This is a genomic window from Cupriavidus sp. USMAA2-4 (genome assembly GCF_001854305.1).
GTDB classification, from domain to species: Bacteria; Pseudomonadota; Gammaproteobacteria; order Burkholderiales; family Burkholderiaceae; genus Cupriavidus; species Cupriavidus malaysiensis.
Window position 1 is genome coordinate 1,286,111 of record NZ_CP017749.1, and the last position, 12,906, is coordinate 1,299,016.

General features: G+C 70.9%; 17 protein-coding genes. 11 read left to right on the plus strand and 6 right to left on the minus strand.

Annotated features, from left to right (window positions below):
- Positions 1–15: 15 nt before the first annotated feature.
- Both BKK79_RS25760 and BKK79_RS40560 read left to right on the plus strand, forming a co-directional pair.
- Complete coding sequence (locus tag BKK79_RS25760; RefSeq protein ID WP_071017503.1) at positions 16–1,173, plus strand: acyl-CoA dehydrogenase family protein; 1,158 nt, start codon at positions 16–18, stop codon at positions 1,171–1,173.
- Positions 1,174–1,179: 6 nt separating this feature from the next.
- Positions 1,180–1,782: a hypothetical protein gene (locus BKK79_RS40560; RefSeq protein ID WP_071039203.1), complete on the plus strand. Its 603-nt coding sequence runs from the start codon at positions 1,180–1,182 to the stop codon at positions 1,780–1,782.
- Between the two features lie 361 nt (positions 1,783–2,143).
- Here the strand turns inward: BKK79_RS40560 and BKK79_RS25770 are convergent, their stop codons facing one another.
- A complete protein-coding gene (locus BKK79_RS25770; RefSeq protein ID WP_071039204.1) occupies positions 2,144–2,518 on the minus strand; it encodes a PHA-granule associated protein 4 in 375 nt (124 codons plus the stop codon).
- A gap of 284 nt (positions 2,519–2,802) precedes the next feature.
- On the opposite strand from BKK79_RS25770, the gene BKK79_RS25775 reads away from it, so the two are divergent.
- The 3 genes from BKK79_RS25775 to thpR are packed head-to-tail and all read left to right on the plus strand — an operon-like array spanning position 2,803 to position 5,455.
- Positions 2,803–4,245: a DNA-3-methyladenine glycosylase 2 family protein gene (locus BKK79_RS25775; RefSeq protein ID WP_071039205.1), complete on the plus strand. Its 1,443-nt coding sequence runs from the start codon at positions 2,803–2,805 to the stop codon at positions 4,243–4,245.
- Positions 4,242–4,778, plus strand: coding sequence for a methylated-DNA--[protein]-cysteine S-methyltransferase (locus BKK79_RS25780; RefSeq protein WP_071017497.1), 537 nt, complete (start codon positions 4,242–4,244; stop codon positions 4,776–4,778). The genes BKK79_RS25775 and BKK79_RS25780 overlap by 4 nt, the downstream gene beginning before the upstream one ends.
- Before the next feature lie 11 nt (positions 4,779–4,789).
- Positions 4,790–5,455 carry an RNA 2',3'-cyclic phosphodiesterase gene (thpR, locus tag BKK79_RS25785; RefSeq protein WP_084085174.1) on the plus strand — a complete coding sequence of 222 codons (666 nt, stop codon included), beginning with the start codon at positions 4,790–4,792 and terminating at the stop codon, positions 5,453–5,455.
- On the opposite strand, the gene BKK79_RS25790 is transcribed toward thpR, so the two are convergent.
- Entirely contained in the window at positions 5,405–6,028 is a 624-nt protein-coding gene (locus BKK79_RS25790; RefSeq protein ID WP_071017495.1) for a LysE family translocator, read from the minus strand. The two genes, thpR and BKK79_RS25790, sit on opposite strands and share 51 nt — an antisense overlap.
- Before the next feature lie 149 nt (positions 6,029–6,177).
- Between BKK79_RS25790 and BKK79_RS25795 the strand changes: the two genes are divergently transcribed.
- Both BKK79_RS25795 and BKK79_RS25800 read left to right on the plus strand, forming a co-directional pair.
- Positions 6,178–7,065: a LysR family transcriptional regulator gene (locus tag BKK79_RS25795; protein WP_071040370.1), complete on the plus strand. Its 888-nt coding sequence runs from the start codon at positions 6,178–6,180 to the stop codon at positions 7,063–7,065.
- Between the two features lie 200 nt (positions 7,066–7,265).
- Positions 7,266–8,036 carry a flagellar brake protein gene (locus BKK79_RS25800; protein ID WP_071039206.1) on the plus strand — a complete coding sequence of 257 codons (771 nt, stop codon included), beginning with the start codon at positions 7,266–7,268 and terminating at the stop codon, positions 8,034–8,036.
- A 52-nt stretch (positions 8,037–8,088) separates the two neighbouring features.
- Here BKK79_RS25800 and BKK79_RS25805 read toward each other — a convergent pair whose 3' ends face one another.
- Positions 8,089–8,937 (minus strand): IclR family transcriptional regulator domain-containing protein, encoded by an 849-nt coding sequence (locus tag BKK79_RS25805; RefSeq protein WP_071017490.1) that lies wholly within the window; start codon positions 8,935–8,937, stop codon positions 8,089–8,091.
- Positions 8,938–9,411: 474 nt separating this feature from the next.
- Between BKK79_RS25805 and BKK79_RS25810 the strand changes: the two genes are divergently transcribed.
- From BKK79_RS25810 to BKK79_RS25825, 4 genes are all read left to right on the plus strand, one after another.
- Positions 9,412–9,648 carry a hypothetical protein gene (locus BKK79_RS25810; protein ID WP_071017488.1) on the plus strand — a complete coding sequence of 79 codons (237 nt, stop codon included), beginning with the start codon at positions 9,412–9,414 and terminating at the stop codon, positions 9,646–9,648.
- A 161-nt stretch (positions 9,649–9,809) separates the two neighbouring features.
- Positions 9,810–10,136 (plus strand): hypothetical protein, encoded by a 327-nt coding sequence (locus BKK79_RS25815; RefSeq protein ID WP_071017487.1) that lies wholly within the window; start codon positions 9,810–9,812, stop codon positions 10,134–10,136.
- A gap of 149 nt (positions 10,137–10,285) precedes the next feature.
- Positions 10,286–10,477: an oxidoreductase-like domain-containing protein gene (locus BKK79_RS41665; protein WP_232346447.1), complete on the plus strand. Its 192-nt coding sequence runs from the start codon at positions 10,286–10,288 to the stop codon at positions 10,475–10,477.
- Positions 10,446–11,321 (plus strand): NAD-dependent protein deacetylase, encoded by an 876-nt coding sequence (locus BKK79_RS25825; RefSeq protein WP_442873320.1) that lies wholly within the window; start codon positions 10,446–10,448, stop codon positions 11,319–11,321. The genes BKK79_RS41665 and BKK79_RS25825 overlap by 32 nt, the downstream gene beginning before the upstream one ends.
- A gap of 43 nt (positions 11,322–11,364) precedes the next feature.
- Here BKK79_RS25825 and BKK79_RS25830 read toward each other — a convergent pair whose 3' ends face one another.
- From BKK79_RS25830 to BKK79_RS25840, 3 genes are all read right to left on the minus strand, one after another.
- The gene (locus BKK79_RS25830; RefSeq protein WP_071017482.1) at positions 11,365–11,934 is read right to left on the minus strand and encodes a DUF1439 domain-containing protein; all 570 of its coding nucleotides are present in this window, start codon (positions 11,932–11,934) and stop codon (positions 11,365–11,367) included.
- A 163-nt stretch (positions 11,935–12,097) separates the two neighbouring features.
- On the minus strand, positions 12,098–12,298 hold the full coding sequence (locus BKK79_RS25835) for a SlyX family protein (RefSeq protein WP_071017480.1): 201 nt from the start codon (positions 12,296–12,298) through the stop codon (positions 12,098–12,100).
- A gap of 114 nt (positions 12,299–12,412) precedes the next feature.
- Entirely contained in the window at positions 12,413–12,841 is a 429-nt protein-coding gene (locus tag BKK79_RS25840) for a VOC family protein (protein WP_071017478.1), read from the minus strand.
- Positions 12,842–12,906: the final 65 nt, after the last annotated feature.

Here is a 12,906-nt window from a genome sequence, read left to right on the forward strand (position 1 = left end):
GACCGGAGAATCGCCATGGCCCTGGATGCCGAATCCTTCTCGCTGCTGCGCGCCTCGGTGCAGCGTTTCATCGACGAGCGCCTGAAGCCGGCCGAGGACATCCTCGAAGAAACGGACGACGTGCCGGCCGAGATCGTGGCCGACATGAAGGAGATGGGCCTGTTCGGCATCTCCATTCCCGAGAATTACGGTGGCATCGGCCTGTCGATGTCGCAGGAGTGCGATGTGGTCTACGACCTGGGCCACACCGCCTTCGCCTTCCGCTCGGTGTTCGGCACCAATGTCGGCATCGGTTCGCAGGGCATCCTGATGGATGGCACCGAAGCGCAGAAGGAGGACTACCTGCCGCGCATCGCCAGCGGCGAACTGATCATCTCCTTCGCGCTGACCGAGCCCAACGCCGGTTCCGACGCCGCTTCGCTGCAGACCAAGGCCGAGCTGGATGGCGACCACTATGTCATCAACGGCACCAAGCGCTTCATCACCAACGCGCCGCGCGCCGGCGCCTTCACGCTGATGGCGCGTACCGGCGGCAGCGGTGCCTCGGGCATCTCGGCCTTCATCGTGCCGGCCGACACCCCGGGTATCTCGCTCGGCAAGCCTGACAAGAAGATGGGCCAGCGCGGCACCAAGACCTGCGACGTGGTGCTGGACAACGTGCGCGTGCCCGCCGCCAACATCATCGGCGGCGTGCCGGGCGTGGGGTTCAAGACCGCGATGAAGGTGCTCGACCGCGGCCGCCTGCACATCTCGGCGCTGGCCTGCGGCATGGCGCACCGGCTGATCACCGATGCCGTGGCCTATGCCAAGGACCGCAAGCAGTTCGGCCAGCCGATCGCCGACTTCCAGCTGATCCAGGCCATGCTCGCCGACAGCCAGGCCGAGCTCTACGCCGGCCTGTCGATGGTGCGCGACTGCGCCCAGCGCTACGACGCCAAGACGCCCGGCAAGAGCGATCCCGAAGTCAGCATGCTGGCCTCCTGCACCAAGATGTTCTGTACCGAGATGGTGGGCCGCGTGGCCGATCGCGTGGTGCAGATCCATGGCGGCGCCGGTTATATCGCCGAGTACAAGGCCGAACGCTTCTACCGCGACGTGCGCCTGCTGCGCCTCTACGAGGGCACCACGCAGATCCAGCAGTTGATCATCGCCAAGCAGCTGTTGCGCGACTGAGGCGCCGTGGGCACCGTCAAACCCGCCGGTGCGGCGCAGCGCACCACCTTGCGCGCGGTCGTCGCCACCTATCGCGGCGCGGTGCCGGCGTATACGCTGATCGCCACGCCGGCCATGCTGCAGGCCCTGTGCGAGCCGCACCTGCCGGCCCGCGCGGTCGTCGACCCGAGGGCCCGTGCCCACCGCGAGATGCTGCGCGGCTACGTGCGCGACAGCCGTATCGCCTTGCCCGGCGCGGTGGTGGTGGCAGTGGCCGGCGGTCGCATGCGCTGCGAAGCCGACCACCTCTATGTGCTGGAACTGGAGCCGGAGGCCGGCGACCGGCTGATCGTGCTGGACGGTGCCGAGCGCCTGGCGGAACTGGCGCGCAGCCCTTGGGGCGCATGCCAGACCTATGTCTCGGCGGTGCCTTGGCAGGGAGGTGTCGCCCGCGAGGCGGCTGCGGCCGTGGCGTGCGACGGGGGGATGGCCGCGATGCTGGCACAGGTGCGCGCGGCCGGAACCACGCCGGCGGTGGCCGCGCCACCGCCCGGCGACGATGCAGGCATGGCCGCGGCGGTCCGCTCGGCCGCGGCACGCTGGGCCAACGCCGCGCGCGTCTGGCACTGATTTCGCGCAGGACCCGGCGCGTCGGCCGGAGACGGCCTGCCGCGCCTGCCATGCCTGTCACGCGCATGCCTGTGGGCGGCGGCGTGGGTGCCGCTGCCTGGCCGCATTGATCCGCTGCGGGCCGCAGCCGGGGTTTGCCGGCAGGCCGGCCGCCATGTGGAAAGAATGGAATCGCGGGATGCGGTGGCTGCGCGCCGGACCGCCTGAGCACCGCCTGAGCACCGGCGGAGCCGGCCGTCTCGCCAGCGCAGCCGCATGTCGCGGCGCTGTCAGATCTTCAGAACCTTCCCTTGGATCACCGCATTGGGTCACCGGCCTCAGCCGGGGCCGAAGCTATGGCGGCATCGCGGCGCCCGCCGCATCACTCCGGCCAGACGGCGTCCACGTCGCGCAGCAGGTGGCCGGCCAGGATGTAGTCGCCGAGGCGGCTCGCCTTGGCTTCGAGCTCGAGCAGCTCGCGGTCGGCCAGCGTGCCCAGGTCGAACTGGCAATAGAGATTGCGCTGCCGGAAGGTCGACTTGGGCCGCGCCAGCCCTTCGACCAGGGCTTCACGGGAACGAACGGCGATGCTCTCGTGCCCGCGGTACTGCACCTTGATGCCGCGCTTGTCCCCGAGCCTGCCGAGTTCGACGGCATCCTGCCATCCGGTTTCATAGTCCAGCTCAAGCGCCAGCACGCCTTCGGTGGCGAGAAGCCGGAGCGCTTCCGCCTTGCTGCCAGCTCGCACGATCGACATCCACACCTCTTGTATCGACTTATACTGTACGAATATACAGGCAATGCCGGGGTGCCGGCAAGGACTGCAGCCTGCCGGCCGCCGCACGGCGCCCGCCGTGCCGGAGACCGGCCGTGTTCCATCCTCCTCGGAGTCGTGTGAAGAACGGCGCCGGGGCGCCATCCGCCGCCCCATTCTAGCGGTGGCGGGCATCGTCGATGTGACACCTCCCCCATTGGTCGGGAATGCAAGGCGCAGGTCCGAATCCAGCCAGTTTCCGCCGCGCGGGAGGGTAGGATGAGGCCATGGAACTCGATCCCGACACCTGCTACAAGGCCATTGCCTCGCGCGACCGCCGCTTCGACGGGCGCTTCTTCGTCGGCGTCTCGTCGACCGGGGTGTATTGCCGGCCCATCTGCGCGGTGCGCACGCCCAAGCCGCAGAACTGCAGCTTCTATGAAAGCGCCGCGGCCGCCGAGAAGCATGGCTTCCGCCCCTGCCTGCGCTGCCGGCCCGAGCTGGCGCCGGGGCACGGCCTGGCCGATATCTCGGGGCGCCTGGCACAGGCTGCGGCCACCCTGATCGAAGAGGGCCAGATGGCCGAGAGCGGGGTGGCCGGGCTGGCGCAGCGTGTCGGTGTCAGCGAGCGCCACCTGCGCCGCCTGTTCGAGGCCCAGTTCGGCGTCTCGGTACTGGAATACGCGCAGACTCAGCGCCTGCTGCTGGCCAAGCGATTGCTGACCGACACCGTGATGCCGGTGACCGAGGTGGCGCTGGCCGCCGGCTTCGGCAGCGTGCGCCGTTTCAACGATGTGCTGAAGGCCCGCTATGGCCTGACGCCCCTGGCCATGCGCAAGCGCGCCGCCGACGCGCCGGCGGACCAGTTCGTGTTCGATCTCGGCTACCGGCCGCCGCTGGCCTGGGAGGCCCTGCTCGGGTTTCTCGCCGCGCGCGTGGTGGAGGGTGTCGAGGCCGTCGACGGCGGCGCCTACGCGCGTACCCTGGCGGTGTCGAGCGGCCGCCGCACCCACCTCGGCTGGTTGCGTGTCGAGCACGTGCCGGCGCGCTCGGTCCTGCGCGTGACGCTGTCCGGTTCGCTGGCGCATGCGATCCCGCAGGCGCTGGGCAAGGTCCGCCGGCTGTGCGACCTGGGCTGCCGGCCGGACGTGGTCGACCGCCACCTGGGCGTGCTGGCCGACGACCTGCCCGGCATGCGCCTGCCCGGCGCGGTCGACGGCTTCGAGATCGCGGTGCGGGCGGTGGCCGGGCAGGTGGTCTCGGTCAAGCAGGCCCGCGTCATGCTGGCGCGCCTGGCGGCGGCACACGGCCCGCTGCTGCCCCAAACCCATGGGCCGCTGCAGCGCTGCTTCCCGGATGCCGCCACCCTGGCCGCGCTGCCGGCGGGGGCGCTGGCCGCCTGCGGCGTGCCGCCGGCCAAGGCGCGCGCCATCCAGGCCATCGCCGCCGAGGTGGCGCAGGGCCGGCTGCTGCTGGAGCCGCCGGCCGAGCCGGAGCAGACCGTGGCCCGCTTGTGCGCGCTGCCGGGCGTCGGCGACTGGACCGCGCAGTATGTCGCCATGCGCGCGCTCGGCTGGCCCGATGCCTTTCCCGCCACCGACTACGCGCTGCGCAAGGTGCTGGAGGCCGATGGCGTGCGCGCCGTCCAGGCGCACGCCGCCCGGTGGGCGCCCTGGCGCGCCTATGCCGCCGTCCACCTGTGGCGCCGCTATGAGGAGAGCAAGCCATGATCAGCCATCGTCTCATCGCCAGCCCGCTGGGCGACATCCTGCTGCGCGCCGACGGCGCACGGCTGACCGGCGCCTACTTCTCCGGCCAGAAGTACCACCCGGCCGGCGTGGTGCCGACGGCCGCGCCGCCGGCCGCATCGGCCCGCCTGTTCGAGCAGGCGGCGGACGAGCTGGCCGACTATTTCCGCGCCGGCGCGCCGCGCTTCACCGTGCCGCTGGGGCTGGTCGGGAGCCCGTTCCAGCGCCGCGTGTGGCAGGCCCTGCTGGCGATCGCGCCGGGCAGCACGCGCACCTATGGCGAGATCGCGCGGGAGCTGGGGCTGGCCGCGGGGCATGCGCGCGCGGTCGGGGGCGCGGTCGGGCGCAATCCGCTCTCGGTGCTGGTGCCCTGCCATCGCGTGCTTGGCGCCGACGGCAGCCTGACCGGCTATGCGGGCGGCGTGGAGCGCAAGCGCTTCCTGCTGCGGCTGGAAGCCGATGCCGCGGCGGCGCGGTCGCCGTTGCTGCATGCGGCCGCGCTGGCCGCCGCCTGAGGTGGCCTGAGATGGTGCGGGCGGGGCAGCCTGCGCCGGCAGGGGCGACGGCCCCGGACGCGGCCGGCCGCGGCGAGCCGGGCGCCGCCACGGTGCGCCTGTTCGTCGCCGTCGACGTGCCGCCGACACTGGCGGCAGCGCTGCTGGCGACGCTGCCGCGCGACGCCGCCGTCCGCCCGGCGCCGGTGGCGCAGGTCCATCTGACCTTGTGCTTTCTCGGTGCTTGTGCGGCGCCGGCGGTCGCGCAGGTGGAGCACGCGCTGGCCGGTGTGACGTCGCCCGCCTTCACGCTGGTGCCGCGCGATGGCGGCCGCTTCCGCGGCCGCCAGGGCAGTGTGCTCTGGATCGGTGTGGCGGATCCGGCGCCGCTGCGGGCGCTGCACGAGGCGGTGCGCTCCGCGCTGCGCGAGGCGGGGCTGTCCTTGCCGCGCGAGCGCTTCCTGCCGCACCTGACCGTCGCCCGCTGCCGGCCCGGCGCGCCGGAACCGCTGCTGCAGGCGTGGCTGGCCGCGCGGCGCGGGGCTGCCTGGCCGGCCGTCGAGGTCGGCCGCTTCCTGCTCTATGCGAGCGAACTGTCTCCGGGCGGCGCGCGCCACCATGTCTTGCGGGCCTTCCCGCTGGCGCCTTCAGGCCAGCTTGCTGAACCCGAGCGCCAGCCCCAGGCTGACCAGGGCTGAGCCGATGCAGCGGTCGAGCAGGCGGGCATGGCGGAGCAAGGCCACGCGCAGTGCCGGCGCGGCGAAGCAGCAGGCCACCAGGCTGAACCACGCCAGGTGGGCGGCCGACATGAACAAGCCATAGCCGAACTGCGCCGGCAAGGGGGTCTGCGCGTCCACCACCTGGGTGTAGGTGCTGACCACGAACAGCGTGGTCTTGGGATTGAGCGCATTGGTCAGGAACCCCATGCGCAGTGCCGCGCGCGCGGGCAGGGCTTCCGGCTCCTGCCGTACCGGCCCGGCGGGCGGCGGCCGGCGCCAGGTCTGGATGCCTATCCACACCAGGTAGGCCGCGCCGAGCAGCTTCACCACGTACAGCAGGCCGTGCGCGTGCTGCATCAGCAGGGTCACGCCGAACATGGTGTAGAAGACGTGGACCTGCACCCCGAGCGCGATGCCCAGCGCGCCCAGCAGGCCCGCGCGGCGGCCGTGCCGGTAACTGTTGCGGACCACCATGGCGAAGTCCGGCCCTGGGCTGACGACCGCCAGCACGGTGATGGCGGCGACGGCGAGTACCTCGGTCGTTGAGCTCATTCTGCTAGTTTCCCTATCCTGTTTCGTTGCCGGCCGGACACCCGATGTCTGGCCATCTGTCGATATTCTGTCGACACTCCGGCCGAAGAAAAAGCGAGTTATCCTGCGCCAGATACGTGAGGAAAACTGACATGAAAGAGGGCAGGTCGATGCATTGGCTGGGAGCCATCCGCTTCTTCGAGGCGGCGGCGCGGCATGGCAGTTTCGTGCGCGCCGCCGAGGAACTGCACCTGACCCACGGGGCGGTCAGCCGGCAGATCCGCCAGCTCGAGGAAGTGCTGGGCACGCCCTTGTTCGAGCGCCGCAACCGGGCTGTGCACCTGACCGACGCCGGACGCACGCTCCAGGCCGCGGCCAGCCAGTCGCTCGAACTGCTGGCGGCGGCGGCCGAACGCATCCGCGCCGGCAGCCGTGCGCGTGCCCTGGTGTTGTCCTGCGAGCCGACCATCGCCATGCGCTGGCTGATCCCGCGTCTGCCGCTGCTGGCGGCCAGCCACCCGGACATCGAGGTGCATCTGCTGGCTGCCGGCGGGCCGATCGATTTCTCCCGCAGCGGCGCCGACCTGGCGTTGCGGCGCAATGATTTCCCCTTCGACGCCCGCCTGCACGTGGCGGAGGTGGTGCCCGAGTGGGTGGGGCCCGTTTGCCGGCCGGACCTGGCCGCCGGCTTGGCAGGCGAGGGGGCGCCGCCGCCGCGCCTGCACACGCGCACGCGGCCGGATGCGTGGGCGGCCTGGCAGCGGGCCTCGGGGGCAACGCTGCGCCCAGGTGCAGAGGCCTGGTACGAACACTTCTACCTGAGCCTGCAGGCCGCCGCCGCGGGTCTGGGCTGCGCGCTGGCCTCGCGCCTGATGGCGGCCGACGAGCTGGCCGACCGCCGCCTGGCGGCCCCCTTCGGCTTCGTTCGCGACGGCTCGGCCTACTGCCTGCTGTCGCCGCGCCCGATCGACGGGGATCCCCGCCGTGCTGCCGTGCTCGACTGGCTGCGGGCGCAGGCCCATGCCTGCCAGCCGGCCGCGGCGGGGCTGGCCGAATAGCCGATGCCGGTCGCGGCGTGACTCCGGCACCTCTTTGCTCAAGTTTTGCTCCGGGCGGCCGAAGGCCTAGTGAGGCCTTGCGCGGGGACGGGAAGCACGCTTAACATGCGGGCGCCCATCTCCTTCGCCCGGCTGCGACCCCTCCGGCGCCGCGTCCCCAGGTCCGTGCGCCGTCGAATTCCTAGTGTTTGCGTGAAGTCATGAACTTTGAAGATTCCTCCGAGCCGTCCCAGGCCGAACTCGAACAGGCCTCGGATGAATCGAGCCCGATGTCTGACGAGCGCTACCGGCTCACGCATCCCTCCCAGATCGGCACCGTGCTGCGGGATCTCGCCTGGCAGAAGTGCATCGTCAATGTGCACGCACGCAGCGGCCATGACCTGGTGACGACGGTGTTGCACGTCGATCCCGCCGCGCGCAGCTTCGTCTTCGACTGGTCCCGCTCGGAGACCGAGTGCGAGGCCCTGCTGGAGTCGAGCGAGAATGCGTTTTCCGCCTCGCTGCGCGGCGTGCCGGTGAACTTCGTGATCGGCAAGCCGGCGGCCACCGATTTCCAGGGCGGGCCGGCCTTCGTCGCCAGCTTTCCCGAGAAGCTCTACCACTTCCAGCGCCGCCGCCATTTCCGCGCGCGCACGCTGGTCACCAAGGGCTATAGCTGCGAATTGCGGACACCGAAGGGCCAGGTGATGAAGCTGGACATCGCCGACCTGTCGCTGTCCGGCGTCGGCCTGCGTTCCAAGGCACTGGGCGTGGAGCAACTGCCATCGGGCGCGGTGCTGGAGAAGTGCGTGCTCGATTTCCGCGAACTCGGCAAGCTGACCGTCAACCTGCAGGTCGTCGGCCATTGGGCCGTATCCAGCCAGAACGGCGGCATCTATCACTTCGGCTGCGCTTTCTCCTCGCTCGACGGCCGTCTCGAGAACTTCCTGCAGCGTCTCGTGTTCCAGCTCGAACTGGCGCACCGCGGCTGAGCCCGCCCAGGCTCGCGCCGCTCTCCTTCGGGGAGCGGCGACCTTGCGCCGTTCAGGCGGCGATCAGCTTGCCGATCGCCGCGGCCGCCTCGCGCATCGGCGGCAGCAGGCGTCCCACCATCTCCGCTTCCGTCACCTGCTCGGCGCGCACGCTGACGCTGATGCCCGCCAGCACGGTGCCCGAGACCGAGCGCACCGGCACCGCGATGGCGCGCAGGCCGGGTTCCAGCTCCTCGTCGATCAGCACGAAGTCCTGCTCGCGCGCGTGGACGAAGCTCGCCTCCAGGTCGGCCCGCGCCACCTTGGTCTGCATGGTGCGGGGACGCAGTTCGGCCCGGGCGAAGAAGGCCTCGAGCGCCGCCGGGGGCTGGTGCGCCAGCAGCAGCCGGCCGATCGAGGTGCAGTAGGCCGGCAGGCGGCTGCCCATGCCGAGCGAGAAAGTGAGCACGCGCTGTACTTCGGAGCGCACCAGGTAAAGGATGTCCGTGTCGTCGAGGATGGCCAGCGCGCAGGTTTCACGGATGGCTGTGCTGAGTCCGTCCAGGATCGGCTGTGCCAGCGAGACCAGCGAGGTGGACGAAAAATAGGCGTGGCCCAGGTGCAGCACGCGCGGGCGCAGCGCGAACTGGCCATCCTGCTGGCTGACATAGCCAAGCTGCTCCAGGGTATAGAGGCAGCGCCGCACCGAGGCGCGCGACAGCTGGGTGCGCTGGGCCACCTGCGAGATGGTCAGTGGGCGCTTGCGCTCGGAGAAGGCCTCCAGCACGGTCAGGCCGCGGGCAAGCGAGAGCATGAAGTTGGGGTCGCCGGCAAAGCCCGCGAGCTGGTCGCTCGCGGGTTTGGCGGCGCGGACGGTGTCGGCCAAGGCTTGGCCGATGCCCAGGCGGCGGGAAGATTCCATGTCCTGTCATGCGCTGTTCGATAATCGCGCAATGGTAAACCGGCTGGTCCGGCTCGGCCAGCCTTTCGCCGTCCCGGAATGACCTGGCGCACGAGGATTGGCCGCTGTCGGGCGGCCAGCACGTCCGCGGCCCTCCAAAAAAAACCGCCGTCAGCGAGGACGGCGAGTGTAAGGGGGGCCGCCGGGATGGGGAGCCCGACGGCTTTTGCAGCATAGATGTCGCATACAAGACATTAAATACAACTTTGGGAGGGACTGAATGTGATGCCGGCTGGGATCGGGGCGCTCGCGCCGTCCAGCCGCCCGGCGCACCGCCGACTAGAATGCAAGCAGTGCTCAATCCCGGTTGGATGAGGGCCGCTGCATACTGGCTGCATTGTGGAGATGACGGCCGCCAATCGCGGCCGGAGCGGTTGGCGCGGGCGGTCTGCCCGGTCCTCGTGCCGGCCCGGGTGCTGCGAGCCCGGAGTTCTCGTGTACGGTTATTTTTTCTGCCAGACGGCCGCGGGGCAGTTCTCGCTGATTCCGCGCGAGCGCGACTGGATGTTGATGCTGGGAAACGGTGTGATGGGGCGTTACCCGGACGCGCAGGCGGCCGTGGATGCTCTGTGGGGCGGGTGCCTGTCCAGCGACGGTGAGGTGCTGGATGCCGGTGCGCTCGGCGTACCGCCCCGCGCGCAGGAGTGGCTGTTCCACATCCTCAGCCGCTGAGTCCGAGCCACCGGGGCCGCGGCTTTCCGGTGGCGCCAGGCGATGCCCGGCCGCGCTGCGGCGCCGGCCGCGGCGCAGTCGAATACCGATCGGTGCGGGCGGCAGCGATGCCGCCTGCGGCTTTGACCTGCCGAATCCGGCATGACGAGGGGAGGCGCGCCATGGGTAGACTAGTCGATTGGACGCGGACGCACACCAGCCGCTTTTTCCCGATCTCGGCCCAGTACACGGGGGAGGGCGGCAGCCAGGTGCGCGTGAGTTGGTTGGCCCTCTCGTCCGCGCGCGACGGCCAGCGCACCTGCGCGGCGGCGCTGCAGTTCGACCAGGATGTCATCGATGCGCTCTATCTCGCTACGCCCGGCGAGCTGGAGCGCATCGGCTGCCGCCTGGCGGACCTGGTGCAGCGCTGGCTGAGTATGGAGGACGTGGCGCGCATGGGCGGCGAGCCGGTCGTCATCCCGGTCGGTGAGCGCCTGTTGGAGCACTGATGGAGCACTGACCGGCGGCGCGGGCGCCCAAGCCGCCGGTCGCCGCCTGCCATTGCCTGCCGCCGCAGGCGCAGGGCGGTATACTGGTCCGGTCTCCATTGTCCCCAGCGCCGCTGGCCGGCCGAATCGCCGCGCGGCGAGTCCCTACCGTGCCAGACCATCCTGCCGATCGCGATCCCCGTCCCGTGCCGCCCGAGCGCCCGGGCGACAACGAATGCTGCCAGAGCGGCTGCGATCCCTGCGTGTTCGATTTCTACGCCGACGAAATGGAGCGCTACCGCGCCGAACTTCGCGCCTGGGAAGCACGCCATCCCGAGCACGCCGCGCACCCGGCCGCCTGACCCATCCCAAAGGCCTGCGCCGATGACCGCGCTGCGCGATTTCCTGCTGCGCCACCCCCGGCTGTTCGTGCTGACGGGGGCCGGTATCAGCACCGATTCCGGCATTCCCGGCTACCGCGACGAGCAGGGCGCCTGGCAGCGCACGCCGCCGGTGCTGCTGCAGGATTTCCTCGGCTCGCATGCGGCGCGCCAGCGCTATTGGGCGCGCAGCATGGTCGGCTGGCCGATCGCCGCCGGCGCGCAGCCCAATGCGGCGCATCACGCGCTCGCCGCGCTGCAGGCGCAGGGCAGGGTGGCCGGGCTTGTCACGCAGAATGTCGACGGGCTGCACCAGCGCGCGGGCAGTGCCGGCGTGATCGAACTGCACGGCACCATTGCCAGCGCCTCCTGCCTGGCCTGCGGCGAGCGGCACGAGCGCGCGGGCATCCAGCGGGAGCTGGAGACGCACAATCCGGACTGGCTTGGCCTGCAGGCCGAGGCCGCGGCCGACGGCGACGCCCATCTCGAGTCCGAGCATTTCGGACGGTTCCGCGTGCCGGCCTGCCGCCGCTGTGCCGGCGTGCTCAAGCCCGACGTGGTCTTCTTCGGCGATTCGGTGCCGCGCGAGCGCGTCCAGGCCGCCACGCAGGCGCTGGAGGCGGCCGACGCGGTGCTGGTGGTCGGCTCTTCGCTGATGGTCTATTCGGGCTATCGCTTCTGTGTCTGGGCCGAGCGCATGGGCAAGCCCGTGGCGGCGTTGAACCTGGGCAGGACGCGCGCCGACGCCATGCTTTCGCTCAAGGTGGCCGAGCCCTGCGGCCCGGCACTGACCGCGCTGGTGGCAGCGCTCGCCGCCACGGCCTGAGCGGGCCCTGTGCCCGCTGTGTCGTTGCGCGGGTTGCAGTCGCTCAGCGCGGCTTGATCTGCACGCGGATGCCGTCGTCGGAGACCGTGATCGCGCCCGGTTCGACCTCCTGCCCGCCGACGTGGAGCTGCTCCGGCGTGAAGGTGTAGAGCGGATAGTCCTGCAGCAGCTGGCTGGCCGCGGCCGCGCCGATGGCGTTCAGCGGTTCGCGATACTGCGGCGGCAGCCCGGCGACCTGTACCTGCTGCAGCGTCGGCTGGTCGAGCAGCACCGCCCGCCGCGCGGGATCGTAGCGGATGCCGCTGGTGAGCGCGAGCGAGCCGTCCACCGGTGGCCCGCCCAGCACGGTGTTGGTGAGCCGCGCGTCCACCAGCGTGGTGACACGGTTGGCGCCGGCGTCCAGTGTCAGGCGCGGATGGCTGAGCTGCACGCTGAGCAGTTCGCCATAGCGCAGCGTGGCGGGGAAGCGCTGTGCCAGCGCCCGCTGCAGTTCCTCGCGCGTGAAGGTGTACTCGCCGGTCCAGATGTTGTAGCCGGCCAGGGCCGCCGGCGCCGTGGCGCAGGCGGCAGCGGCCGTGGCGGCGGCGAGGGCGCGCAGGGCGAGGCGGCGCATGGGCCGCTGCGGCGTTTCCAAGGGGGTGAACATCACGGGCGGTGGCGGGGCGGCAAAGGGTTTCGCCAAAGGGTTTCGCGATACCCCGTCTGACCGCGGCGCGGCGCGCGCGTTCCGTGCCGCGCGGCCCGTCGTCCCGGCCGCCGGCGCGGCGGGCCTCGGTTCAGTAGTGCGGCGGGATCTCGTGCTGCGGGCCGGCATGGTCGGCGCCGCCGCCTTGGCGCACCTGCTGGTAAAGGGCGCGGAACTGCTCCTGCAGCGATGCGATCTCCTGCTGCTGCCGCGCCACGGTCGCGTTCAGCGCTTCCAGCAGGTCCTCCTGGAAGGCCAGCTTGATCTCCAGTTCGGTAAGGCGGGATTCCATCACGCGTTCTCCGTTCTCCAACTCACGTCGCCGTGCGGGCGGGCATTGTAGAACAACGGACGCGTGCGCGCTCCGCGTCACCCGGCGGAGCAGGTGCGCGGGCGCCGGCCACGCTCAGGGCGTGTCCGGCGCGACCAGCACCATCCACGATACGCCGAAGCGGTCCGCCACCATGCCGAAGGCCGGCGAGAAGAAGGTACGCCCCAGTGGCATCAGCACCTGGCCGCCGTCGCCGAGCGCATCGAACAGCTTGCGCGCGGCGGCTTCGTCCGGCGTATTGAGCGACAGTGCGAAGCCCTGGAACGCGGGCTTGCCCTCGCAGCGGCCATCCGAGCCCATCACCGTGGTGGCGCCGATACGCATGGCCATATGCATCACCTTGTCGCCTGCGGGGGGCGCCTGCATGCAGCCGTTGCCGGCCTGCGGCTCAGGATTGTCCTGGTAGCGCATCATGGTGATCAGTTCGGCGCCGATGGCGCGCTGGTAGAACGCGACCGCCTCTTCGCAGCGGCCCTCGAAGAACAGGTAAGGCTGGACTTGCATGGGGATCTCCTGGAGCGCACCGTTACCGGTGATGGCCATCGGTGCGGTTTTGTGTACGGCGTACA

Excerpts from the sequence above, each read along its gene's own strand:
- BKK79_RS25830 (WP_071017482.1), bottom strand. The coding sequence starts at position 11,934 with ATGCGCCGCCTCGCCCTGCGCGCCCTCGCCGCCGCCACGGCCGCTGCC.
- BKK79_RS25795 (WP_071040370.1), top strand. The coding sequence starts at position 6,178 with ATGCATTGGCTGGGAGCCATCCGCTTCTTCGAGGCGGCGGCGCGGCAT.
- thpR (WP_084085174.1), top strand. The coding sequence starts at position 4,790 with ATGGTGCGGGCGGGGCAGCCTGCGCCGGCAGGGGCGACGGCCCCGGAC.
- BKK79_RS25780 (WP_071017497.1), top strand. The coding sequence starts at position 4,242 with ATGATCAGCCATCGTCTCATCGCCAGCCCGCTGGGCGACATCCTGCTG.
- BKK79_RS25790 (WP_071017495.1), bottom strand. The coding sequence starts at position 6,028 with ATGAGCTCAACGACCGAGGTACTCGCCGTCGCCGCCATCACCGTGCTG.
- BKK79_RS25800 (WP_071039206.1), top strand. The coding sequence starts at position 7,266 with ATGAACTTTGAAGATTCCTCCGAGCCGTCCCAGGCCGAACTCGAACAG.
- BKK79_RS25760 (WP_071017503.1), top strand. The coding sequence starts at position 16 with ATGGCCCTGGATGCCGAATCCTTCTCGCTGCTGCGCGCCTCGGTGCAG.
- BKK79_RS25815 (WP_071017487.1), top strand. The coding sequence starts at position 9,810 with ATGGGTAGACTAGTCGATTGGACGCGGACGCACACCAGCCGCTTTTTC.
- BKK79_RS25805 (WP_071017490.1), bottom strand. The coding sequence starts at position 8,937 with ATGGAATCTTCCCGCCGCCTGGGCATCGGCCAAGCCTTGGCCGACACC.
- BKK79_RS25770 (WP_071039204.1), bottom strand. The coding sequence starts at position 2,518 with ATGTCGATCGTGCGAGCTGGCAGCAAGGCGGAAGCGCTCCGGCTTCTC.
- BKK79_RS25840 (WP_071017478.1), bottom strand. The coding sequence starts at position 12,841 with ATGCAAGTCCAGCCTTACCTGTTCTTCGAGGGCCGCTGCGAAGAGGCG.
- BKK79_RS25775 (WP_071039205.1), top strand. The coding sequence starts at position 2,803 with ATGGAACTCGATCCCGACACCTGCTACAAGGCCATTGCCTCGCGCGAC.
- BKK79_RS25835 (WP_071017480.1), bottom strand. The coding sequence starts at position 12,298 with ATGGAATCCCGCCTTACCGAACTGGAGATCAAGCTGGCCTTCCAGGAG.